This window comes from Streptomyces sp. NBC_01390, assembly GCF_045040105.1.
Lineage (GTDB): Bacteria > Actinomycetota > Actinomycetes > Streptomycetales > Streptomycetaceae > Streptomyces.
This window is the reverse complement of the sequence record NZ_CP109551.1, coordinates 2,568,038-2,591,391: the sequence shown is the minus strand read 5'-3', so window position 1 is coordinate 2,591,391 and position 23,354 is coordinate 2,568,038. Positions and strand designations below refer to the sequence as shown.

General features: G+C 68.9%; 16 protein-coding genes. 7 read left to right on the top strand and 9 right to left on the bottom strand.

The features are described from left to right. Window positions 1-7 precede the first annotated feature (7 nt). Window positions 8-1,048, top strand: coding sequence for an ABC transporter permease (locus tag OG241_RS11650; protein WP_405815159.1), 1,041 nt, complete (start codon window positions 8-10; stop codon window positions 1,046-1,048). Between the two features lie 11 nt (window positions 1,049-1,059). After that, entirely contained in the window at window positions 1,060-2,229 is a 1,170-nt protein-coding gene (mtnK, locus tag OG241_RS11645) for an S-methyl-5-thioribose kinase (protein WP_405815158.1), read from the top strand. A 105-nt stretch (window positions 2,230-2,334) separates the two neighbouring features. On the opposite strand, the gene OG241_RS11640 is transcribed toward mtnK, so the two are convergent. The 4 genes from OG241_RS11640 to OG241_RS11625 all read right to left on the bottom strand — a co-directional run bounded on the left by OG241_RS11640 (window position 2,335) and on the right by OG241_RS11625 (window position 7,463). After that, window positions 2,335-3,951, bottom strand: a complete 1,617-nt coding sequence (locus tag OG241_RS11640) for an FAD-dependent oxidoreductase (protein ID WP_405815157.1) — start codon at window positions 3,949-3,951, stop codon at window positions 2,335-2,337. A 7-nt stretch (window positions 3,952-3,958) separates the two neighbouring features. Next, a complete protein-coding gene (glpK, locus tag OG241_RS11635; protein WP_405815156.1) occupies window positions 3,959-5,509 on the bottom strand; it encodes a glycerol kinase GlpK in 1,551 nt (516 codons plus the stop codon). Between the two features lie 81 nt (window positions 5,510-5,590). Next, window positions 5,591-6,376: an MIP/aquaporin family protein gene (locus tag OG241_RS11630; protein ID WP_405815155.1), complete on the bottom strand. Its 786-nt coding sequence runs from the start codon at window positions 6,374-6,376 to the stop codon at window positions 5,591-5,593. A gap of 322 nt (window positions 6,377-6,698) precedes the next feature. Then, window positions 6,699-7,463: an IclR family transcriptional regulator gene (locus OG241_RS11625; RefSeq protein WP_405815154.1), complete on the bottom strand. Its 765-nt coding sequence runs from the start codon at window positions 7,461-7,463 to the stop codon at window positions 6,699-6,701. 317 nt (window positions 7,464-7,780) lie between these two features. Here OG241_RS11625 and metH point away from each other — a divergent pair, with 317 nt between their 5' ends. From metH to OG241_RS11605, 4 genes are all read left to right on the top strand, one after another. Continuing rightward, window positions 7,781-11,299 (top strand): methionine synthase, encoded by a 3,519-nt coding sequence (metH, locus tag OG241_RS11620; protein ID WP_405815153.1) that lies wholly within the window; start codon window positions 7,781-7,783, stop codon window positions 11,297-11,299. A gap of 130 nt (window positions 11,300-11,429) precedes the next feature. Further along, the gene (locus OG241_RS11615; protein WP_405815152.1) at window positions 11,430-12,131 is read left to right on the top strand and encodes an HAD family hydrolase; all 702 of its coding nucleotides are present in this window, start codon (window positions 11,430-11,432) and stop codon (window positions 12,129-12,131) included. A 496-nt stretch (window positions 12,132-12,627) separates the two neighbouring features. Continuing rightward, window positions 12,628-14,232 (top strand): ABC transporter substrate-binding protein, encoded by a 1,605-nt coding sequence (locus tag OG241_RS11610; protein WP_405815151.1) that lies wholly within the window; start codon window positions 12,628-12,630, stop codon window positions 14,230-14,232. 85 nt (window positions 14,233-14,317) lie between these two features. Further along, complete coding sequence (locus OG241_RS11605; RefSeq protein ID WP_405815150.1) at window positions 14,318-15,898, top strand: ABC transporter substrate-binding protein; 1,581 nt, start codon at window positions 14,318-14,320, stop codon at window positions 15,896-15,898. Between the two features lie 81 nt (window positions 15,899-15,979). Here the strand turns inward: OG241_RS11605 and OG241_RS11600 are convergent, their stop codons facing one another. Together OG241_RS11600 and OG241_RS11595 are read right to left on the bottom strand one after the other, a co-directional pair. Then, window positions 15,980-16,651: a response regulator transcription factor gene (locus OG241_RS11600; RefSeq protein ID WP_006375930.1), complete on the bottom strand. Its 672-nt coding sequence runs from the start codon at window positions 16,649-16,651 to the stop codon at window positions 15,980-15,982. Between the two features lie 88 nt (window positions 16,652-16,739). Next, entirely contained in the window at window positions 16,740-17,618 is an 879-nt protein-coding gene (locus OG241_RS11595) for a RecB family exonuclease (protein ID WP_405815149.1), read from the bottom strand. A 179-nt stretch (window positions 17,619-17,797) separates the two neighbouring features. Between OG241_RS11595 and OG241_RS11590 the strand changes: the two genes are divergently transcribed. Continuing rightward, entirely contained in the window at window positions 17,798-19,243 is a 1,446-nt protein-coding gene (locus OG241_RS11590; protein WP_405815148.1) for a site-2 protease family protein, read from the top strand. 32 nt (window positions 19,244-19,275) lie between these two features. On the opposite strand, the gene OG241_RS11585 is transcribed toward OG241_RS11590, so the two are convergent. From OG241_RS11585 to OG241_RS11575, 3 genes are all read right to left on the bottom strand, one after another. Continuing rightward, window positions 19,276-20,601, bottom strand: coding sequence for an acyltransferase family protein (locus OG241_RS11585; RefSeq protein ID WP_405815147.1), 1,326 nt, complete (start codon window positions 20,599-20,601; stop codon window positions 19,276-19,278). Further along, entirely contained in the window at window positions 20,598-21,683 is a 1,086-nt protein-coding gene (locus tag OG241_RS11580) for a glycoside hydrolase family 113 (RefSeq protein ID WP_405815146.1), read from the bottom strand. Before OG241_RS11580 ends, OG241_RS11585 begins: the two co-directional genes overlap by 4 nt. 69 nt (window positions 21,684-21,752) lie before the next feature. Next, on the bottom strand, window positions 21,753-23,201 hold the full coding sequence (locus tag OG241_RS11575) for a glycosyltransferase family 2 protein (RefSeq protein WP_405815145.1): 1,449 nt from the start codon (window positions 23,199-23,201) through the stop codon (window positions 21,753-21,755). Between the last annotated feature and the right edge of the window lie 153 nt (window positions 23,202-23,354).

Genomic DNA, 23,354 nt, shown 5'->3' with positions numbered 1-23,354 from the left:
GTGCCCCATGACCACCACTCAGAGCGCTCCCGTGAAGACGGCGACCCCGTCCTCTCTCGCTGCCGGTCCGCGTATCCAGAACGCGGTCATCAAGTACGGCTTCATCTTCGTCACCGTCACGCTCTTCGCGTACTTCGCGCTGAGCGAGCCGTCCTTCCGTGACTCCGCGACCCTCCTCGACACCCTCAGGTACGTCTCCGTCGCCGCGATCCTCGGCCTCGGTGTCACGCTCACCATGGCCGTCGGCGGGATGGACATGTCGGTCGGCGCGGTGGCCGGGCTCGGGGTGACCGTCGCCGCGAAGACGATGGTCACGTACAACCAGGTCGGTGTGGTCGCGATCATCGCGGTGATCGTCGCGGGAGCGCTGGCGGGCCTGCTCAACGCCCTGCTGATCGTGGTCCTCAAGATCCCCGACATGCTGGCCACCCTGGGCACCATGTTCGTCATCCAGGGCACCAAACTCATCCTGGTCGACGGCCAGTCCATCACCCCGGGCATGACCCAGTCCGACGGCACGACGGCCCCCGGCAGGTTCACCGAGGGCTTCCTGCGCATCGACCGGGGCACGATCCTCGGCATCCCCGTCTCCGTGGTCATCTTCGGCGCCCTGACGGTCGTGGCCTGGATCTTCCTGGCCCGCACCCGCTGGGGCCGCGTGCTGTACGCGATCGGCGCCAACCCCGAGGCCTCCCGCCTGGCGGGCATCCGCGTGGGCGCGTACCGGGCCCTTGCCTACGTCCTTTCCGGCGTCCTCGCCTCGATCGGTGGCCTCATCCTGGCAGCGCGCATCGGCCAGGGAGACGTCTCCGCGGGCACGTCCCAGCTCCTCGAAGCCGTCGCTGTAGCCCTGGTCGGCACCTCCGTCCTCGGCCGGGGCCGCCCGAACGTCTGGGGTACCGCCCTGGGCGCGGTCCTCATCGGCATCATCACCACCGGCCTGACCATCAAGGGCCTGCCGTACTACACGCAGGACGTGGTCGAGGGCGCCGTCCTGATCCTCGCCCTGGTCTTCAGCTTCACCCTGTCCAAGCGCCGCACCGCATAAGGAAGTTCACGATGGGCTACCGCATCCTGGAGCCGGCCGACGTCCCCGCGTACCTGAACGAGCGCGGCCACTGGCCCGACCCGTCGGACATCCAGGTCCGCGAGGTCTCCGACGGCAACATGAACCGCGTGTTCCTCGCCAGGTCCACCGACGGCACCCGCAGCCTGGCCGTCAAGCAGGCCCTGCCCTGGGTCCGGGTGGCGGGCCCCTCCTGGCCGATGAGCCCCGAGCGCGCCGACGCCGAGGCACGGGCGTACGAGCAGGTCGCGAAGGTGGCCCCCGACAAGATTCCGGCGATCCTCGGGTACGACCCGGAGAACTACGCCCTCGTCATGGAGGACATGTCGGACCTGGAGGTCCTGCGCACCCTCCTCAACGAGGGCGCCTCGTACGGCCCGCACACCTCTGCCCGGATCGGCGAGTTCGTGGCCCAACTGACGTTCGCGACCAGCGACTTCGGCATGGCGTCGGCGGACCGCAAGGCACTGCTGGCGGCCTCGGTGAGCCCCGAGCTGTGCAAGATCACCGAAGACGTGGTCCTGTCCGAGCCCTACATCGAGCACGAACACAACCACTGGCACGAGGGCCTGGACGACCTGGCGACGGAGTTCCGCGCCGACTCGAGGCTCCGCACAGAGGTCGCCGACCTCCGCCACACCTTCATGACGAGCGCCCAGGCCCTCCTCCACGGCGACCTGCACACCGGCAGCGTCATGGTCGGCGAACGCGAAGGCGCCCCGGTGGTACGGGTCTTCGACCCCGAGTTCTCCTTCGTCGGCCCGATCGGCTACGACCTCGGCCTGTACTGGGCGAACGCCCTGGTCTCGGCGGAACGGGCCCGCGCACTCGGCTCGTTGACCGACCACGCAGACCAACTAGTCCTGTCCTGGCAGGCGTTCGACACAGAGTTCCGCCGCCTCTGGCCGACCAGAATCGACACCTTCTTCGACGACGCCTACCTGGACCGCTTCCTCCACAGAATCTGGACGGAGGCGGTCGGCTACGCGGGCACCGAGATCATCCGCCGAATCATCGGCTTCGCCCACCTGACAGACCTGACAACCCTCCCGGACCAGGTTCCAGCGTCCCGCAGGGCCCTGTTGATCGGCCGCGAACTGATCGTCCGTAGAGGCGAGTTGACCACCCCGAACGATGTAAGGACGGTAGTGGAAGCGCCCTGAAGGGGCGCGGGGAACTGCGCGACAAGCCCCCACGGACCCGCAGACGACACACAACGTGAAGGGGCGGCACCTCACCCGAGGTACCGCCCCTTCACGACGTAACGCCTACTTCTTGTCAAGCAGATCCTGAACCTTGGACCGGACCTCGTCCGTAGCCAGCCCCCGAATCGTCAAGGTAGTCCGACGGCGCAGCACGTCGTCAGCTGTCTCCGCCCACTCGTTGTCCCGCGCATACACAACCTGCGCCCAGATCTCCGGCGCATCCGCATGCACCCGCTCACCCAACTCGGGGTTCTCGTTCGCCAGCCGCGCGATGTCGAACGCCAACGACCCATAGTGCGTAGCAAGGTGCTTCGCCGTGTCGGCGGCCATCCGCGGACCCGGCGCCGGATTGTCCACCAACAGCCGGTGCGCGACAGCGCGCGGGTTGGCGACACCCGGAAGCGGCAGATGCTTCGGCAGGGACGAGATGGGCTCGAAGTCGTCACCCAGCGGACGCCCGGGCAGCTTCTCCAGCTTCTCCATGACCGTACGGCCGATGTGCCGGAAGGTCGTCCACTTGCCGCCCGAGACAGACAGCATCCCGCCCTTGCCCTCGGTCACGACCGTCTCCCGCTTGGCCTTCGCCGTGTCACCGGGGCCACCCGGCAGCACCCGCAGGCCCGCGAAGGAGTACGTGATCAGGTCGCGGGACAGCTGCTGGTCCCGTACGGAGAACGCGGCCTCGTCGAGGATCTGCGCCGTGTCCTTCTCGGTGACCGAGACATCCGCCGGGTCGCCCTCGAACTCCTCGTCGGTGGTGCCGAGCAGCAGCATGTCCTCCCAGGGGAGGGCGAAGGTGATGCGGTACTTGTCGATCGGGGTCGCCAGCGCGGCCTTCCACGGAGACGTCCGCTTCAGGACCAGGTGCGCGCCCTTCGACAGCCGGATGGACGGCGCCGCGTCCGGGTTCTCCATCTTGCGCAGGTGGTCGACCCAGGGGCCGGTCGCGTTGAGCACGAGCCGGGCGTTGACGCCGAAGTCGTCACCGGAGAGCCGGTCGCGCAGGTCCGCGCCGGTGACCCGGCCGTTGGTGAAGCGCAGGCCGGACACCTCGGCGTGGTTCAGCACGACCGCGCCCGCCTCGACGGCCGCACGGACCGTCATCAGCGCCATGCGCGAGTCGTTCATCTGACCGTCGCCGTACACGGCCACGGCCTTGAGGTTCTCGGTGCGCAGCTCGGGCACGTCCTGCGCGGCCTTGGCCGGCGACAGCAGGTGGCCGACGCCGTCACCGAAGGCCGACAGGGCGGAGTAGGCGAAGACGCCAGCTCCGAGCTTCGCCGCGCCGTGCGGCCCGCCCTTGTACACGGGGAGGTAGAACGTGAGCGGATTCGCCAGGTGGGGAGCCACCTGACGGGACACCGCACGGCGCTCGAAGTGGTTCTCCGCCACCAGCTTCACCGCGCCGGTCTGCAGATAGCGCAGACCGCCGTGGAGAAGCTTGGAGGAGGCGGAGGAGGTGGCGCCGGCGAAGTCACCGGCGTCGACCAGAGCCACCCGCAGCCCGGACTGCGCGGCATGCCAGGCCGTCGAGATGCCGAGGATGCCACCGCCGATCACGAGAAGGTCGTACGTCGCCTTGGAGAGCTGCTCCCGGGTCTCGGCGCGGCTCGGGTTGACGCCGAAGGCCGGGTGCGTACCGAGGGCAGGCACGGACTGCAGGGTGGACTGGCTGGTCATGTGTTTCTTACTCCTCGACAGAGCTGTCTTCGAGCCAGCCCATGGACCGCTCGACGGCCTTGAGCCAGCTCTTGTACTCACGGTCGCGCTTTTCCGCGTCCATGTTGGGGGTCCATTCGGCGGCCCGGCGCCAGTTGGCGCGCAGGTCGTCGGTGTTGGTCCAGAAGCCGACGGCGAGACCGGCGGCGTAGGCGGCACCGAGGCAGGTCGTCTCGGCGACCATCGGACGCACCACCGGCGCGTCCAGGAAGTCCGAGAGGGTCTGCATCAGCAGGTTGTTGGAGGTCATGCCGCCGTCGACCTTGAGGGCAGCGAGCTCCACGCCCGAGTCCTTGGTCATGGCGTCCGTGATCTCACGGGTCTGCCAGGCGGTGGCCTCGAGCACGGCGCGCGCGAGGTGCGCCTTGGTGACGTACCGGGTCAGGCCGGCGATCACACCGCGGGCGTCGGAGCGCCAGTACGGGGCGAACAGACCGGAGAAGGCCGGCACGAAGTAGGCGCCGCCGTTGTCCTCGACCGACGACGCGAGCGTCTCGATCTCGGCGGCGGTGGAGATCAGGCCCATCTGGTCGCGCATCCACTGCACCAGCGAACCGGTGACCGCGATCGAGCCCTCGAGGGCGTAGACCGGGGCCTGGTCGCCGATGCGGTAGCCGACCGTGGTCAGCAGGCCGGAGTACGAGTTGATGATCTTGTCGCCGGTGTTCATCAGCATGAACGTGCCGGTGCCGTACGTCGACTTGGCCTCGCCCTCGGCGAAACAGGTCTGGCCGAACAGCGCCGCCTGCTGATCCCCGAGCGCGGAGGCGACCGGGATGCCGCCGAGCAGGTCGCCCAGCTTGCCGCCCGTGACCTCGCCGTACACCTCGGCGGAGGAACGGATCTCCGGGAGCATCGACAGCGGTACGCCGATGGACTCGGCGATCTTCGGGTCCCACTCCAGCGTGTGCAGGTTCATCAGCATGGTGCGGGAGGCGTTGGTGACGTCGGTGACGTGGTGACCGCCGTTGACACCGCCCGTCAGGTTCCAGATGACCCAGCTGTCCATGGTGCCGAAGAGGATGTCCCCGGCCTCGGCGCGTGCGCGCAGGCCCTCGACGTTGTCGAGCAGCCAGCGGGCCTTGGGGCCGGCGAAGTACGAGGCCAGCGGCAGGCCGGTCTCACGGCGGAAACGATCCTGCCCGACATTGCGACCCAGCTCCTTGCAGAGCGTGTCGGTGCGGGTGTCCTGCCAGACGATGGCGTTGTGGACGGGCTGACCGGTGTTCTTGTCCCAGAGCAGCGTCGTCTCGCGCTGGTTGGTGATGCCGATGGCCTTGATGTCGTCGCGGGTGATGCCGGCCTTGGAGATGGCTCCGGCGACGACCTCCTCGACGTTCGTCCAGATCTCGGTGGCGTCGTGCTCGACCCAGCCCGGCTTCGGGAAGATCTGCTCGTGCTCCTTCTGGTCGACGGAGACGATCCGGCCGTCCCGGTCGAAGACGATGCAGCGGCTGGAGGTGGTGCCCTGGTCGATGGCCGCGATGAACGGGCCGGCGGTGTGCGCGTCGTCGGTCACTGTGTGCTCCTGAGAGGTCCGTGGGTGAGGGGCTGGCTTACGGCGTTGGTGCTCAAGGCTGCCTCAAGTGTTCTGGCTGCTCTAAGCAAAAGCGACGTTGTAGATGCCTGCAGCGATCGCGCCGCCGATCAGCGGACCGACCACCGGGATCCAGGCGTACGACCAGTCCGAGCCGCCCTTGTTGGGCAGGGGCAGAAGCGCGTGCACGATACGCGGACCGAGGTCACGGGCGGGGTTGATCGCGTAGCCGGTCGGACCACCGAGGGACAGACCGATGGAGACCACGACGAGCGAGGTGATCAGGGCGCCCAGGACGCCGAGGCCCTTGCCGCCGTCGTTGAGACCCTGCGTGAGGATGGCGAGCACCAGCACGACCGTGCCGATGACCTCAGTGGCGACGTTCTGCCAGGCCACGCGGACCTCGGGCCCGGTGGAGAAGATGCCCAGGACCGGACCGGCCCCCTTCTCCTGCGCCTCGACGGACTTCGCGGCCGGAGTGCCGACGATCTCCTTGTCGGTCAGGTGCGCGAGGAACTGGCCGTAGTAGGCGATCCAGACCAGGGTCGCGCCGATCATGGCGCCGAGCAGCTGCCCGCCCCAGTAGATCGGGACGTCACTCCAGTCGATGCCGTCCTTCTTGAGGGCGAGCGCGAGGGTCACGGCCGGGTTGAGGTGGGCACCGGAGAGCGGTGCCGAGGTGTAGACGGCCGTCAGAACGGCGAAACCCCACCCGAAGGTGATGGCCAGCCAGCCGGCGTTGCGGGCCTTGGAGGCCTTCAGCGTGACGGCGGCACAGACGCCGCCGCCGAGCAGGATGAGTATGGCGGTACCGATGGTCTCGCCGATGAAGATGTCGGAGCTGGACACCCGCGACTCCTTTGTCCTTCGTTCCAGGGGAAGAGCTGCCGGCCCTTGGCGTTGTCACACCCTAACGCCTATTGCCGGTCAGTGTTCGGCAATGTCGACCGATGGACGGGAGTCTTGCCTCCGTGTTACAGGCACGTCAAGAGCTCTGTTATCGAAAACACGATCGTTATTGATTGCTGTGAGCTATCGATCTTGAGCCGGTCGCGACCCGCGTCCGTCCGCACACGCCACGCACACGAAAAGACCGGAACATCCAAGATGTCCCGGCCGTTCTCGTACGAAAGTTCAGACCCTGTCGGATCTGTCGGACCTGTCGGTTCGGTCAGAACCGTCCCGCGCCCAGATCGCGTGACACCGCGCGGGCGCAGTCCCGCACCGCCGCGATCAGCTCGGGGCGCAGCTCACCCTCCCGGCAGAGCCGCTCCACCGCCCCGGTGACGCCCACCGCGCCGACCGGCATCCGCCGCCGGTCGTGGATGGGGGCGGCGATGGACGCGACGCCCTCCCAGGTCTCCTCGACGTCGGCCGCGTACCCGCGCGCGCGGGTGAGGTCCAGGACGCCCTCGAAGCCCTCCAGGTCGCTGATCGTCCGGTCGGTGAACGACTTGCGCTCGGCCTCCAGGACCTCGCTGTGCGCGACGGGGTCGTAGGCCGACAGGACCTTGCCCAGGGCCGTGGAGTGCAGGGGCTGCATGGCCCCGACTTCCAGTACCTGCCGGCTGTCGTCGGGGCGGAAGACGTGGTGCACGATCAGCACGCCCCGCTGGTGCAGCACCCCCAGATGGACACTCTCGCCGCTGGAGCGGGCCAGGTCGTCGGTCCATACGAGGGCACGCGCGCGCAGCTCGTGGACGTCCAGGTAGGTGGTGCCCAGGCGTAGTAGTTCGGCGCCCAGCTGATAGCGCCCGGAGGCGGCCTCCTGCTCGACGAAGCCCTCGTGCTGGAGGGTGCGCAGGATGCCGTGGGCGGTGCCCTTGGCCAGGTCGAGGGACGAGGCGATGTCCGAGAGACCGAGCCGACGCTCGCCGCCCGCGAGGAGCCGCAGCATCGCCGCCGCCCGTTCGAGCGACTGGATGTTCCGTGCCATCGCCGTCCTGCCTCCGTCCCCTCGACCGCTCGCGCGGCGTTCACTGCCACCGTTCGGCAATGTCGAACACTACCGGTCCATGTCGACCACCCGCCAATGGCTTGGCGGCACCTGTTACATCCCTCGTACATCTCGCGTACATCGGGGTGGACGCCACGCCCACCCCCGGGGGGATTTTCGGCCACGGCACACGCGCCACGTACGTCCGTCCCGTGGACGCCCTGACCATACGGCCCCGCACCGGGCTACCCTGGCCGCGTGCGTCTTCCCCGGGAAGGCGCAAAGCCGACAGCCGTCGCACTCCAGGGAGCCCTTACATGGCCGCCTCGTCGTCCGCCCCTTCCACCGACAGCAGGACCCGTGTGTCCGCCCTACGGGACGCGCTCGCCACCCGAGTGGTGGTGGCCGACGGTGCGATGGGCACCATGCTGCAGGCGCAGGACCCGACGCTGGAGGACTTCGAGAATCTCGAAGGCTGCAACGAGATCCTGAACCTGACGCGCCCCGACATCGTCCGCTCCGTCCACGAGGCGTACTTCGCCGTGGGTGTCGACTGCGTCGAGACGAACACGTTCGGCGCGAACCATACGGCGGCGAGCGAGTACGACATCGCCGACCGCGTGTACGAGCTGTCCGAGTCCGGCGCCCGCATCGCCCGCGAGACCGCCGACGACTTCGGTGCCCGCGACGGCCGCCAGCGCTGGGTCCTGGGCTCGATCGGCCCCGGCACCAAGCTGCCGAGCCTCGGCCACATCGACTACCGCACCCTCCGCGACGGCTTCCAGGCGAACGCCGAGGGCCTGCTCGCCGGCGGCGCAGACGCCCTGATCGTGGAGACCACGCAGGATCTCCTCCAGACGAAGTCGTCGATCCTGGGTGCCCGCCGCGCCATGGAGGCCACCGGCCACGACGTGCCCCTGCTGGTCTCGATGGCCTTCGAGACGACGGGCACGATGCTGCTCGGCTCGGAGATCGGCGCCGCGCTGACCGCGCTGGAACCGCTCGGCATCGACATGATCGGCCTGAACTGCTCGACCGGCCCCGCCGAGATGAGCGAACACCTTCGCTATCTGTCCCGCCATTCCCGCACCCCGCTGCTGTGCATGCCCAACGCCGGTCTGCCGATCCTCACCAAGGACGGCGCTCACTTCCCGCTGGACCCCGAGGGCCTGGCCGACGCCCAGGACGCCTTCGTACGCGACTACGGCCTGAACCTGGTCGGCGGCTGCTGCGGTACGACCCCGGAGCATCTGCGACAGCTCGTGGAGCGTGTGCAGGGCGCCGCGCCCGTCGCACGCGACCCGCAGCCCGAGCCCGGCGCCGCCTCGCTCTACCAGACCGTGCCGTTCCGCCAGGACACCGCCTACATGGCGATCGGCGAGCGGACGAACGCCAACGGGTCGAAGAAGTTCCGTGAGGCCATGCTGGAGGCCCGCTGGGACGACTGCGTCGAGATGGCCCGCGACCAGATCCGCGAGGGCGCGCACATGCTCGACCTCTGCGTCGACTACGTGGGCCGCGACGGCGTCGCCGACATGCAGGAGCTGGCGGGCCGCTTCGCGACTGCCTCCACCCTGCCGATCGTCCTCGACTCCACCGAGGTGGAAGTCCTCCAGGCAGGCCTGGAGAAGCTCGGCGGGCGCGCGGTCATCAACTCCGTCAACTACGAGGACGGAGACGGCCCCGAGTCCCGCTTCGCCAAGGTCACCAAGCTGGCCCGGGAGCACGGCGCCGCGCTCATCGCGCTGACCATCGACGAGGAGGGCCAGGCCCGCACCGCCGAGCACAAGGTCGCCATCGCCGAACGACTGATCGAGGACCTGACGACGAACTGGGGCGTCCACGAGTCGGACATCCTCATCGACACCCTGACCTTCACCATCTGTACCGGTCAGGAGGAGTCCCGCAAGGACGGCATCGCCACCATCGAGGCCATCCGCGAGCTCAAGCGCCGCCGCCCCGACGTACAGACCACCCTGGGCCTGTCGAACATCTCCTTCGGCCTCAACCCGGCCGCCCGCATGCTGCTGAACTCCGTCTTCCTCGACGAGTGCGTCAAGGCCGGCCTCGACTCGGCGATCGTGCACGCCTCGAAGATCCTCCCCATCGCCCGCTTCAGTGAGGAGGAGGTGACCACCGCCCTCGATCTGGTCTACGACCGCCGCCGCGAAGGTTACGACCCCCTCCAGAAGCTGATGGCGCTGTTCGAGGGCGCCACCACCAAGTCCCTCAAGGCGGGCAAGGCCGAGGAACTCGCCGCGCTTCCGCTGGACGAGCGGTTGCAGCGCCGGATCATCGACGGCGAGAAGAACGGCCTGGAGGCCGACCTTGGCGAGGCCCTGACGACCCGCCCCGCCCTCGACATCGTCAACGACACCCTCCTGGAGGGCATGAAGGTCGTCGGCGAGCTGTTCGGCTCCGGCCAGATGCAGCTCCCGTTCGTCCTGCAGTCCGCCGAGGTCATGAAGACGGCCGTCGCCTACCTCGAACCGCACATGGAGAAGACGGACGACGACGGCAAGGGCACGATCGTGCTCGCCACCGTCCGCGGTGACGTCCACGACATCGGCAAGAACCTCGTCGACATCATCCTCACCAACAACGGCTACAACGTCGTCAACATCGGCATCAAGCAGCCGGTCTCCGCGATCCTCGAAGCCGCGCAGGAGCACCGGGCGGACGTCATCGGCATGTCCGGTCTCCTCGTGAAGTCCACGGTGATCATGAAGGAGAACCTCCAGGAGCTCAACCAGCGCAAGCTGGCCGCCGACTACCCGGTGATCCTGGGCGGCGCCGCCCTCACCCGCGCCTACGTCGAGCAGGACCTGCACGAGATCTACGAGGGCGAGGTCCGCTACGCCCGCGACGCCTTCGAGGGCCTGCGCCTGATGGACGCCCTGATCGGCGTCAAGCGTGGCGTCCCCGGCGCCAAGCTGCCCGAGCTCAAGCAGCGCCGCGTCCGCGCGAGCGCCGCCGACACGGTGGTCGAGGAGCGGCCGGAGGAGGGGCACGTCCGCTCCGACGTCGCCACCGACAACCCGATCCCCACGCCGCCCTTCCAGGGCACGCGTGTCATCAAGGGCATCCAGCTCAAGGAGTACGCGAGCTGGCTCGACGAGGGCGCCCTCTTCAAGGGCCAGTGGGGCCTCAAGCAGGCCCGCGCCGGCGACGGCCCCACCTACGAGGAGCTGGCCGAGACCGAGGGCCGGCCCCGGCTGCGCGGCCTCCTGGACAAGCTCCAGACGGAGAGCCTGCTGGAGGCGGCCGTTGTCTACGGCTACTTCCCGTGCGTCTCCAAGGACGACGACCTGATCATCCTCGACGACCAGGGCAACGAGCGGACGCGCTTCACCTTCCCGCGCCAGCGCCGTGGCCGCCGACTGTGCCTGGCCGACTTCTTCCGCCCGGAGGAGTCCGGCGAGACGGATGTCGTCGGCCTGCAGATCGTCACCATGGGCAACCGGATCGGTGAGGAGACCGCCAAGCTCTTCGAGGCGAACTCCTACCGCGACTACCTCGAACTGCACGGCCTGTCCGTCCAGTTGGCGGAAGCCCTCGCCGAGTACTGGCACGCACGGGTCCGCTCCGAACTGGGCTTCGCCGGTGAGGACCCGGCCGATGTCGAGGACATGTTCGCCCTCAAGTACCGGGGCGCCCGCTTCTCCCTCGGCTACGGCGCCTGCCCCGACCTGGAGGACCGCGCCAAGATCGCCGACCTCCTCCAGCCCGAGCGGATCGGCGTCCACCTCTCCGAGGAGTTCCAGCTCCACCCCGAGCAGTCCACCGACGCCATCGTCATCCACCACCCCGAGGCGAAGTACTTCAACGCACGCTGAGAACGCCCTTCGAATACGGCAGCGCGCGTTGATCGGACAAGACGTACACTTGACGGTCCACCGCAGGCCGGTTGCCCTCTGTGCACTCAGGGGCAACCGGCCTGATCGTCCCTCAAGGAGGTGCGCCAGGATGACCAGCACGATCCCCGCGCTCGGAACCCGTACGGCCGAAGGCTCAGCACTGCAGGCCGTACTCCTCGACATGGACGGCACCCTGGTGGACACCGAGGGGTTCTGGTGGGACGTCGAGGTCGAGATCTTCGCCGGCCTCGGCCACATCCTCGACGAGTCCTGGCGGCACGTCGTGGTCGGCGGCCCGATGACCCGCAGCGCCGGGTTCCTCATCGAGGCCACCGGTGCCGACATCGGCTTCGCCGAACTGTCGGTGCTGCTCAACGACGGGTTCGAGGACCGTATCGGCCGTTCCCTGCCCCTGATGCCGGGCGCCGCCCGACTCCTCGCCGAACTCTCCGCGCACGAGATCCCGACGGCCCTCGTCTCCGCCTCGCACCGCCGGATCATCGACCGTGTCCTGGCCTCGCTGGGTCCGCAGCACTTCGCCCTGAGCATCGCCGGCGACGAGGTGGAGCGTACGAAGCCGTACCCCGACCCCTATCTGATCGCGGCCGCCGGACTCGGCGTCGACCCGGTGAGATGCGCCGTCGTCGAGGACACGGCGACCGGGGTGGCGGCCGCGGAGGCCGCCGGCTGCCATGTCGTGGCCGTACCGTCGGTAGCCCCCATCGCCCCCGGCGCGCGCCGCACGATCGTGACCTCGCTGGAAGAAGTCGACCTGCCCTTTCTGCGTGGACTGATGAAGAACGACCGATGAAGAACGACCGATGAGGGACAGCCGATGACGGAAATAGGCTGACTCGTTTACCGAGTGTGTCTGATCGAATGCGGGATAACGCGCGGATGAACGGGCAGTCCATCAATTGAGAATTGCGACCCTCGGTTGATCTCCGTCGGCCTGGGTAGGGTGACGGAATTCATGTACGCCCTCGCGCATCCGAATGTGTGAGTTTCACCACGCGGCGGGGGCTCGACAGCAGGCAAGTGTCGTGTACACGTACCTCGTTCGAGGGCTTCCGACGCACCCTTGTGTCCTGATTGGGGACAGCCTGCGCGGAATCCTTCCGTGGTCGGTTTTTCGGTGCGTCCACAGCCGGTCTCGCAGCGTGATGAGCCGCCAACTCCGGCTGCATGCGGGCGTCTGGGCGGTCCGGACTAATCTCGTTGGGAGAACATCGACACAATCCCTCACCCGCGCGCACCACCCCACGCCCGCCGGGTCCTTTGGGATCGACAGCCTGGAGAACCCGAGCATGAACCGCAAGACTTTGGTGCTGCCGACCGTGGTCGGCCTGCTCGCTCCGGTACTCGCCGCCTGCGGCGGAGTCGACGGCGCGGGCAGCAGCAGCGGCGCGATCGTCGTCGGCACCACGGACCGGTTCACCGCCACGAAAGACGCACCCGCGCCGATCGACCCGGCCTACGCCTACGACGTCGGCACCTGGAACATCCTGCGCCAGACCGTGCAGACCCTCATGGTCCAGCCGCGCGGCGACGGCGAGCCGGTGCCCGAGGCCGCCGAGAAGTGCGCGTTCACGGACAGCGGCAACGAGCGTTACGCCTGCACCCTGCGCAAGGACCTCAAGTTCTCCAACGGTGACGCCGTCAAGGCCTCCGACGTGAAGTTCTCCATCGACCGGGCCCTGCGGATCCAGGCCGACAGCGGTGTGTTCGCCCTGCTGTCCACCATCGACACCGTCGAGACCCAGGGCGACCGCGAGGTCATCTTCCACCTCAAGAGCGCCGACGCCACGTTCCCGTTCAAGCTGTCCACCCCGGTCGCGGGCATCATCAACCCCGCCGACTACGACAAGGACAAGCTGCGCGACGGTTTCGACGTCGACGGGTCCGGCCCGTACACGCTGCACGCCGAGGTCAAGAACGACGAACTCGTCAAGGCCGTCTTCACCAAGAACACCCATTACCAGGGGCAGTTGACGCCGAAGAACGACAAGGTCGAACTGCGTTCCTTCACGGACGCCGACGAGATGGGCACTGCGCTCTCCAAGGGCGACATCGACCTGATGACCCGCTCGATGTCGCCCGAGCAGATCAAAAAGCTCGACAACGACTCGACCGGCGACATCGACCTCGTCGAGATGCCCGGCCTCGAAATCCGCTACCTCGGCTTCAACACCGACGCCCCGACGGTGAAGACGAAAGCGGTCCGCCAGGCGATGGCCCAGATCATCAACCGCGCCCAACTCGTCGCGAAGGTGTACGGCGACGAGGCCCAGCCGCTCTACTCGCTGGTCCCGGCCACCATCACCGGCCACTCGAACTCCTTCTTCAACAAGTACGGCGAGCCCAACGACGTCAAGGCCAAAACCCTGATGGAGGCCGCCGGCGTCACCACCCCGGTGAAGCTGACCCTGCACTACACGACCGACCACTACGGCTCGGCCACCAAGCAGGAGTTCGAGGAACTGCAGCGGCAGCTCAACGCCAGCGGACTGTTCAAGGTGACCGTCAAGGGTGCCCCCTGGGACACCTTCCGCCCGGCGGAGAAGAAGGGCGAGTACGACGTCTACGGCATGGGCTGGTTCCCCGACTTCCCCGACGCCGACAACTACCTCGCGCCGTTCCTCGACAAGGACAACTTCCTCAACCTGCCGTACGCCAACACCAGGATCCGCAACAGCCTGATACCCGAGTCCCGCCGTGAGGCCGACCGCCTCACCGCCACCGCGAGCCTCACGGACATCCAGGACATCGTGGCCGACGACGTACCCGTACTGCCGCTGTGGCAGGGCAACCAGTACATCGCGGCACGCGACGGCATCACCGGCGCCGAGTGGGCCCTCAACTCCTCCTCGACGCTCCAGCTTTGGGAGCTCGGCCGCGGTGTGAGCAACTGACCAGCACACCAGTCCGAGGCACATTTCCCGACCCGGGGCTGGGACGGCTCCGGGTACCCAAGACCCGACGACAAGGCACTTCCACGTGAATCTGCGCAACCAGTGGCCGGTCCTGCCCATCGTGGCGGGGCTGGCCTCCGGCCTGCTGACCGGATGCGGCTCGGAGAACGGTGACTCGGGGGCCGACGGCTCCACCGTGGTGATGGGGATGTCCGACGACGTCCTGGCCACCGACCCGGCCTCCGGCTACGACCCCGGCTCCTGGCTGCTGTTCAACAACGTCTTCCAGTCGTTGCTGAGCTTCCCCAACGGGGGCACCGAACCGCAGCCCGAGGCGGCCAAGGAGTGCGCCTTCAGCGACGCGCAGACCAAGGTGTTCAAGTGCACCCTGCGCGACGGACTGAAGTTCAGCAACGGTGACGCGCTCACCTCGAAGGACGTCAAGTTCTCCTTCGACCGCATGCTGAAGATCAACGACGACGCGGGCCCCGCGATCATGTTCCCGATGCTCGGCTCGGTGGACACCCCGGACGAGAAGACCGTCGTCTTCCACCTCAAGGTGCCCGACGCCACCTTCCCCAGCAAGCTCGCCTCCGGCGCCGGCTCGATCGTCGACCACAGCCAGTACGACAAGGACGGCCTGCGCAAGGACGGCGAAGCCGTCGGCTCCGGCCCCTACAAGCTGGACTCGTTCGGCGAGGACAGCGCGGTCTTCTCCGTCAACCCGAACTACAAGGGCACCGCCGAGGTCCGCAACTCCGGTGTCACCCTCAAGTTCTTCCACGGCGACCAGACCAAGCTGAAGGACGCCCTCGTCGACAAAGACATCGACATCGCCTACCGAGGCGTCAAGGCCGGCGACATAGCCGACATCGAGAAGGACAGCGGCAACGAGGGCGTCGACATCGTCGAGGGCACCAGCGCCGAGGTCCAGCACCTCGTCTTCAACATGAACGACCCGGTCGCCGGGAAACTCGGGGTGCGCAAGGCCATCGCCTACCTCCTCGACCGTGAGGCCCTCGTCGACCAGGTCTACGAGGACACCGCGACCCCCCTCTACTCGATCGTCCCGGCCGGCATCGCGGGTCACAACACCGCCTTCTTCGACACCTACGGTGCCCGCCCCTCCCGGGCCAAGGCCCAGGCGGCCCTCCAGGCCGAAGGCGTCACCGGCAAGGTCAAGCTGACCCTCTGGTCGACCCCGTCCCGCTACGGCCCCGCCACCGACGACGAGTTCAAGGCCATCGCCAAGCAGCTCAACGCCAGCGGCCTGTTCGAGGCGACTGTCAAGTCCGTGCCCTTCGCGCAGTACGAGAAGGACATCGAGGCCGGCAAGTACGGCGTGTACGTGAAGGGCTGGGTGCCGGACTACCCCGACGCCGACAACTTCACCGCCCCGTTCTTCGGCCAGGGCAACGTCCTCGGCAACAACTACACCAACGACACCATCACCGACACGCTCATCCCCGGCACCGCCGCCCAGAGCGACCGGTCCGCGACCGACACGGACTTCGCGGAGCTCCAGAACATCGTCGCCAAGGATCTCCCCGTCATCCCCATCTGGCAGGCCAAGCAGTACGCCGTCGCCCGCGACAACGTCTACGGCCTGGAGTACTGCCTCGACGCCTCGACCGTCTTCCGCTTCTGGGAGATCAACAAGGGCTGACCCGGCCGCACACACACGAGGGCGCCCCTTCCGATCCAGGAAGGGGCGCCGTCGTCGTACGTCGTCGTACCCACCGTTCCGCTACTGCGCGCCGGGCCGCACCAGCCCGCTCTCGTACGCGTACACCGCGGCCTGCACCCGGTCGCGCAGCCCCAGCTTGGTCAGCACATGCCCGACATGCGTCTTGACCGTCGTCTCACTGACGAAGAGGTCAGCGGCGACCTCCGCGTTCGACAACCCCCGCGCCACCAGCTTCAGCACCTCGACCTCACGCTCGGTCAACGTGTGCAGCGCGTCCGGAACCGGCTCGTCACCCGACGGCAGATGCCCCGCGTACTTGTCCAGGAGCCGACGCGTGATGCTCGGCGCGAGCATCGCCTCACCCGAGGCCACCACCCGGATCGCCTGCACCAGCTCGTTCGCCGGCGCGTCCTTCAGCAGGAAGCCGCTGGCACCGGCCCGCAACGCCTCCACCACGTACTCGTCGAGATCGAAGGTCGTCAGCACCAGCACCTTCGCCGGCCCGTCGCGCCCCGGCCCGGTGATCTGCCGGGTCGCCTCCACACCGTCCATCCGCGGCATACGGATGTCCATCAGCACCACATCGGGCTGCAGGGCCCGCACCTGGTCGATCGCCTGAAGACCGTCTCCGGCCTCGCCGACAACCGCGATGTCCTGCTCGGCCTCCAGAATCATCCGGAACCCGGTACGCAGCAGCGGCTGGTCGTCGACAAGTAGGACGCGGATAGCCACGTAAGTCTCCTTCGGTAGTCGGCCCCATTCTGCCCTGTACGGTGCGGGGCTCCGTAGGGGGCGCGACGCAGCACCGGACCGCGGCCGGCTACGGCTCCGTCGGCGGAGCCACGGCCACCGGCAACGGATAGGGCGGGGGAGTACCCCCGAACTCCGGACACACCGACTGGTGATCGCACCAGCCGCACAACTTCGTCGGCCGGGGCCGCCACACCCCCGTCGCCGTCGCCTCCCGGATCGCCTCCCACAACGCCAGCAGCTTCCGCTCCACCCGCTCCAGATCGGCCACGACCGGGTCGTACGTCAGCACGTCACCACTGCCGAGATACACCAGCTGCAGCCGCCTCGGCACCACGTTCTTCAACCGCCACACGACCAGCGCGTAGAACTTCATCTGGAACAGCGCGCCCTCCGCGTACTCCGGACGCGGCGCCTTCCCCGTCTTGTAGTCGACGATCCGCACCTCGCCCGTGGGCGCCACATCGACCCGGTCGATGATCCCGCGAAGCTTCAGCCCGGAATCCAGCTCCGTCTCGACGAACAGCTCACGCTCGGCAGGCTCCAGCCGGGTCGGATCCTCCAGCCCGAACCAGCGCTCCACCAGGCGCTCCGCCTCACCCAGCCACCGCGCCAGACGCTCCCCGTCCGGATCGTCCGCGAACAGCTCCACCACCTCGGGGCGGGACTCCCGCAGCCGGTCCCACTGACCCGGGATCAACGACTTCGCCTGCGGAGCCGTCCGCTCAGCCGCCGGCGCGTCGAACAAACGCTCAAGCACCGCGTGCACCAGCGTGCCTCTTGTCGCGGCCTCGCTCGGTTTCTCCGGCAACCGGTCGATCACCCGGAACCGGTACAGCAACGGACACTGCATGAAGTCACTGGCCCGGGAGGGCGACAGCGACGCCGGCGCGGAGGGCGGCACGACCGGCGAGACGGACTCGGCGGCGCCCTCGGTGCTCATTTCCATGACGACGACCATACGGCCCGCCACTGACAGTGACCCACCCGCCGCCACCCTCCGACCGTGACAGCCCGGCGAACACAGGGGGTGCCGGGGCGGAACCCGGCGCGACGGCCGCATACCATCGACCCGAGGCCCTTCCGCCCCGGAGCGGAAAAGGGAGACGCATCCGACAAGGGGACACCGTGGACGAGAGCGGCGGGAGCGGACAGCCGCGCTCCGGCAACGACCAGTCGACCGACCGCCACACCGGCGGCACGGCGCCGACCACCGACCCCACACACCCCGAACCCAGGACGGCCGGCACCAGAGTCGCGGAGACCGGTGAACCGGAGAAACCCGACACGGAGCCCACCCCGACCGACGAGCCCACCGACACCGGCGAACCCGCCGCCCCGGCAGCACCGGAACCGGACGCGCCCGCCGACACCCGGCGCCTCGCCAAGTCCCGGGCACCCCGGACCCCCCGCAAAGCCAGGGAACCCGGCGGCGGACTCCTCATGGGACGCCCCTTCGGCGTACCCGTCTACGTCGCCCCCAGCTGGTTCCTCGTCGCCGCCCTCATCACCTGGGTCTTCGGTGGCCAGCTCGATCGCGTACTGCCCGAACTCGGCGCCCTGCGCTACCTCGTCTCCCTCTTCTTCGCGGTCGCGTTCTACGCCTCCGTCCTCGTCCACGAACTCGCCCACACCGTCGCCGCCCTCCGCTTCAAACTCCCCGTACGCCGCATCCAGCTCCAGTTCTTCGGCGGCGTCTCCGAGATCGAGAAGGAGTCGGAGACCCCCGGCCGCGAATTCGTCCTCGCCTTCGTCGGCCCACTGCTCTCCCTGATCCTCGCCGGCGTCTTCTACCTCGCCCTCCAGACCGTCGAACCCGGCACCGTCCCCGGCGTCCTGCTGGCCGGCCTGATGATCTCCAACCTCATCGTGGCCGCCTTCAACCTGCTGCCCGGCCTGCCCCTCGACGGCGGCCGCATGCTCCGCGCCGTCGTCTGGAAGATCACCGGCCGGCCCATGACCGGTACGATCGCCGCCGCCTGGGTCGGCCGCGCCCTCGCCGTCTCCGTCCTCATCGGGCTCCCGCTGCTCACCCAGTCCGGCGCCCTCGGCTCCACCGCCGAGGACAGCGTCGGCATGGACACCGTCACCGACGCCCTGCTCGCCGCCATCCTCGCCGCGATCATCTGGACCGGCGCCGGCAACAGCCTCCGCATGGCCCGCCTGCGCGAACACCTCCCGGAACTGCGCGCCCGCAACCTCACCCGCCGCGCCGTCCCCGTCGAGACCAACACCCCCCTCTCGGAGGCCCTGCGCCGCGCCAACGACGCCGGCGCCCGCGCCCTCGTCGTCGTCGACCCCGACGGAGAACCCCTCTCCCTGGTCCGCGAGGCCGCCATCGTCGGCGTACCCGAACACCGCCGCCCCTGGGTCTCCGTCAGCGGCCTCGCCCAGGACCTCACCGACGGAATGCGGGTCTCCGCGGAACTGTCCGGCGAGGAACTCCTCGACGCCCTGCGCGCCACCCCCGCCTCCGAGTACCTGGTGGTCGAGGAGTCCGGCGAGATCTACGGAGTCCTCTCCGCGGCGGACGTGGAACGCGCCTTCGTCAAGGCGATGGCCCGCCCCAACTAGAGCCCGTACCGAGCACGGTTCCGTCCGCGGGATCAGTGAGCCGACCGCCCGCGACGCCAGGGACGGGCGGCCAGGCGCTCGACGAGCAGATAGTGGACGAGCAGCGACAGGAACCAGGTCACCCCGCCACCGACCAGGAACAGCCCGAGCGGACCGAGCCCCGGCTGACCGCGCTCCAGCAGCCAGTACACGGGGAGGTGCAGCAGAAAGAGGCTGTACGACATCCGGCCGACCTCCGTGACCAGCTCCCCCGACAGCAGCCGCACCAGAAGGCCCCGGCCGCCGCAGAGCACCGCCGTCAGCACAGCGCTGCTCAGCACGACCGAGACCACGTACCGCGTCTCGCCCTGCCCTCCGCCGCGCAGGACGGCCGACACCGCCAGGGCCACCGCCGCGGCCAGGCCGGTCACCGTCAGCAGCACGGCGACCGGTCGGGACACCGCACGACCACCGCGTTCGGCCAGGTGTACGAAGCAAGCGGCAACCGCACCGGCCGCCAGAGCCAGTGACCGCACCCCGGTGAGGGCGCCGGCCCCGGGCAGCGCCCCGCTCACCGACGCGGCGGCCACCACCCCGGCGAACAGGGCGGCGACCAGCGCCACCGGAGCGAGCCTGCGCCGGGCCAGGAGACCCAGGAACGCCAGCAGAAGCGACCACGCCGTCGCGGAACACACGACGAGGTCCCACCCCTGAAGCGGAGCGAGCGGCGAGTCCACCGTGGGGACGACACCCAGGGGCCGCCCGTGCAGCCACTGTGCCCAGCTCCCGTAACCCAGCGATTCAGCCGGATCGAGGACCGCGCGCGCGGAACCCAGCGTCCAGCCAGCCGTGAGGGTGAGGACGGCCACCACCAGCAGCGCGGGGACCAACCGCTTCGCCCTGCGGACCAGGAAACCGGCGGCCCCTGTCCCGCCGGAAGCCGTCGCCTCGCGGAGCAGGGGCAGAGTAGCGAGGAAACCCGTCAGCACCAGCAGGACATCGACGCCCGCACCGGTCCAGGAGAAGTACGGCCCGCCCACGCCGGTGTCATGCGCCAGCACGGCCAGCACAGCCGCTCCCCGCAGCCCGTCCACGGCGGAGAACCGCCCACTGGCTCCGCCCGCCGAACCCCGAGCCGACACGGGGCCCGGCTCGGCCCCTGGCCCGGGATCGGCGAGCGGCACAGGGAATCGGACGACGACGTCAGTGGTGGGACCACCGCCGAACGATCCCCCCAGCGCGACCGGCCCGCGCCCGACGCCGAACTCCGGCCAGGTGACAGCAGCCGCGGCAGGCGAACCGTGGCGCCGCAGGGCACCGCCCTCGTACCGCGACGACTCGGCGGGGTGGGGCTGCTGCCCGTACAGCTCTTCGTTCATCGTGACCAGGTCCGGAAGCAGGAGGTGATGACGGCCTCGGCGGGACGGCCGAGGAAGGAGGTGTGGGAGCCGGCGGGGGCGCCGGCCGCGGGGTCGGCGTGGAAGTCGAGGTTCCACCAGTACAGGCCGGCCATGTCCCGGTCCCGGGCGACCCGGCAGGCCGCCTCGAACCAGCGTTGCTGCACCGTGGGGTTGAGCTTCCCCCCGCCCTTCCAGACCGCCGGGTGACGATAGGCGCCGTCCTCCGCGATGATGCCGACCTCGCTCAGCACGACCCGGGGCAGTTTCCCGGTGCTCTTGCGATCCAGCCAGCGCTGCCAGCCCCCGGCGATCTCCGCCACGGACGCGTCGTCGCCGAGCCCGGCGAGCGGGAAGTACGCGTCGACCCCCAGATGGTCGACAGGGACGGGGACATGCCGGGAGACGTAGTCGTCCCAGTTGGCGTCGTAGGACAGCTCACCCGGGAACGACCTGCGCGCCGCGGCGATCAGCGAACGCCAGCGCGGGTCGTCCTCCAACGACGTCAGCTCCGCCCCGACGACGAAGGTACTCGCGTGATGGCGGGCCGCGAGATCGAGATACGGCGCGAGGAACGCCCCGTACGACCGGAACCAGGCCGCCCTGTCGGCAGGGGCGAGCGAGCCGCGCCAGGCCAGCGGATCCCGGGCCATCAGGCTCCGCTCGTCGAGCAGCGGACGCAGCGTGATGCGCAGCCCGGCCACCGCCGCGGTGTCCATGAACATCCCCAGCTGCCGTACGGACGGCGTCCGGGCCGAAGCGCCGACCCCGCTCGACGTGGGGCCGGCGGTCACGAAGGGAAACGTCACCGAGACCGCGTTCATGTGCATGCCGACCATGTAGTTCACCAGGCGCAGCGCGTTGCCGCGCACCGACCGGTCCGTTTCGCCCGGGTAGGTGTACCAGAGCACCTGCGCGCCGAGTTGGGGGTCCCCGCGTCGCCAGGGCCGGGCGACCCGCGCCGGCGCCGGGTCACCGGCAGCGGACGCCGACGCCGACTCCGCGCGCGGCACGGGGGCGCCGCCTCCGACGGAGACACACCCGGCGGTCGACAGAAGGGCCACGACAGACAGAAGAGACAGAAAGGCCGGAAGGACGAGACCACAAGAGCCTCGAAGACGTGTACGCATCCCTCAGGCCGGCTTCGCTATCACGACGAACTGGTTCTCCACCCCGCGCAGACACCGCAGCAGCCCCCGGAAGGAACCGACCGCCTCCCACAGCGCGAAGAACGGCATCAGGGCGACCACCGCGACCGGCTCCCACCACAGACGCCGGCCATTGGCCGACACCGACGCGTTGATCTTGAGACCCTCCCAGTACATCCACACCGCGTAACCCATGGTCACCGCCCACAGCGGCAGGATCCACGGCGTGACGGGCGAGGTGTTGAGATCGCCCAGCAGCGCGCCGACCGCCAGCACGACACCCACGTGCTGGAAGGGCCCCATGACCCACGTCGTCACGCTGTACATCAGCAGCGCCCTGGAACGGCGCGGCAGACTGCGGTTGAACGCCAGCCCCACCAGACCCCACGACCAGCGCTCCCGCTGCTTGAGGAAGTCCCGCATGGTCGCCGGGGACGCGCCGTAACTGCGGCCGGAGAACCAGTCGCTGCGCCCCTTGTAACGGCTCGCGAAGACCAGAGCCAGATGAGCGTCCTCACAGATGGAGTCAGGACCGAAGTCCCAGCCGATCGTCGCCTCGACGGACGCACGGAGCAGCAGCAGCTCGCCGTGCAGCCCGGCCAGCGGAGTACCACCCCCGGTGAGAACGGCGAAGCGGGCGATGTCGTCGGCGGGACGGATCGCGTCCGCCAGCCACGTCAGACGGTTGACGGCGTTCTCCCGCGGATACGTCAGCATGCCCTGCGCCAGGTGCTTGCCCTCCGGACCGGCGCGGCGCTGGGCGTTGATGAACCGCGCGACCTGCTCGGCCGTGTCCGGACCGACGCCCGTGTCGTCGTCCATGTGCAGCACCCACACGTCGTCCAGCGCCTCACCCTCGGCGATGCGCAGCTCATGGGCGTAGTGATTGGCGCGGGCCTTGAAACGGGTGCCATTGGCGGTGCAATAGGCCTTCGGCACAGTCACCACACGAATCAGGGGACTACGGGCGGCCAGCGCGTCGATGCGGCCCGCGGCCTCACAGCCCTCCTCCGTCAGGACGTCCACGCGCAGAGCGGGAAACCAGCGCGGCAGGAACGCGCAGTACGACGGCACCGACCGCTCCAGAGCCGGATAGGTGTCGTCGCGGCCGATGGTCGGGACCAGTACGACGAGCCGGTCGTGCAGCGCCGGCGCGGCCTCGGCCCAGCCGCGCTGACGGGCGACCCGGCGGCGGGTCAGCACGGCACCGGTGACACCGACCACCGAACTGACGACGGGCAGCGACCACAGCACGGTCACCACCCAGCCCATCAGCGTCCGCTCGGAGGAGTACAGCGCGAAGGAGAAGGCGTAGGCGAGGCCTGCAGTCACCAGGAACGACAGAAAGCCCGGCCTCCAGACCGCCTGACGTCTCACCATCCGTGCGGTGCGGCGAGACGGGAAGGCGCCGACGCCGTCAGCGGAGGCGGTCATGATCACCCACTTGTGTACGTAAAGACCTGACTCATCACCAAGAGCCGCAACGCCCTGGAAGTACTAAGCGGAACCATGCATGCCGATTGTAGATTTTGTGAAGATGATTCCCGTCACAGGACAGGACTCCGGAAGCCGCTCCGGCACCCGCAA

Coding starts and splice junctions, on each gene's coding strand:
- OG241_RS11640 (WP_405815157.1), bottom strand. CDS start 3,951: ATGACCAGCCAGTCCACCCTGCAGTCCGTGCCTGCCCTCGGTACGCAC.
- OG241_RS11585 (WP_405815147.1), bottom strand. CDS start 20,601: ATGAACGAAGAGCTGTACGGGCAGCAGCCCCACCCCGCCGAGTCGTCG.
- mtnK (WP_405815158.1), top strand. CDS start 1,060: ATGGGCTACCGCATCCTGGAGCCGGCCGACGTCCCCGCGTACCTGAAC.
- OG241_RS11610 (WP_405815151.1), top strand. CDS start 12,628: ATGAACCGCAAGACTTTGGTGCTGCCGACCGTGGTCGGCCTGCTCGCT.
- OG241_RS11615 (WP_405815152.1), top strand. CDS start 11,430: ATGACCAGCACGATCCCCGCGCTCGGAACCCGTACGGCCGAAGGCTCA.
- OG241_RS11625 (WP_405815154.1), bottom strand. CDS start 7,463: ATGGCACGGAACATCCAGTCGCTCGAACGGGCGGCGGCGATGCTGCGG.
- OG241_RS11595 (WP_405815149.1), bottom strand. CDS start 17,618: ATGGAAATGAGCACCGAGGGCGCCGCCGAGTCCGTCTCGCCGGTCGTG.
- metH (WP_405815153.1), top strand. CDS start 7,781: ATGGCCGCCTCGTCGTCCGCCCCTTCCACCGACAGCAGGACCCGTGTG.
- OG241_RS11650 (WP_405815159.1), top strand. CDS start 8: ATGACCACCACTCAGAGCGCTCCCGTGAAGACGGCGACCCCGTCCTCT.
- OG241_RS11575 (WP_405815145.1), bottom strand. CDS start 23,201: ATGACCGCCTCCGCTGACGGCGTCGGCGCCTTCCCGTCTCGCCGCACC.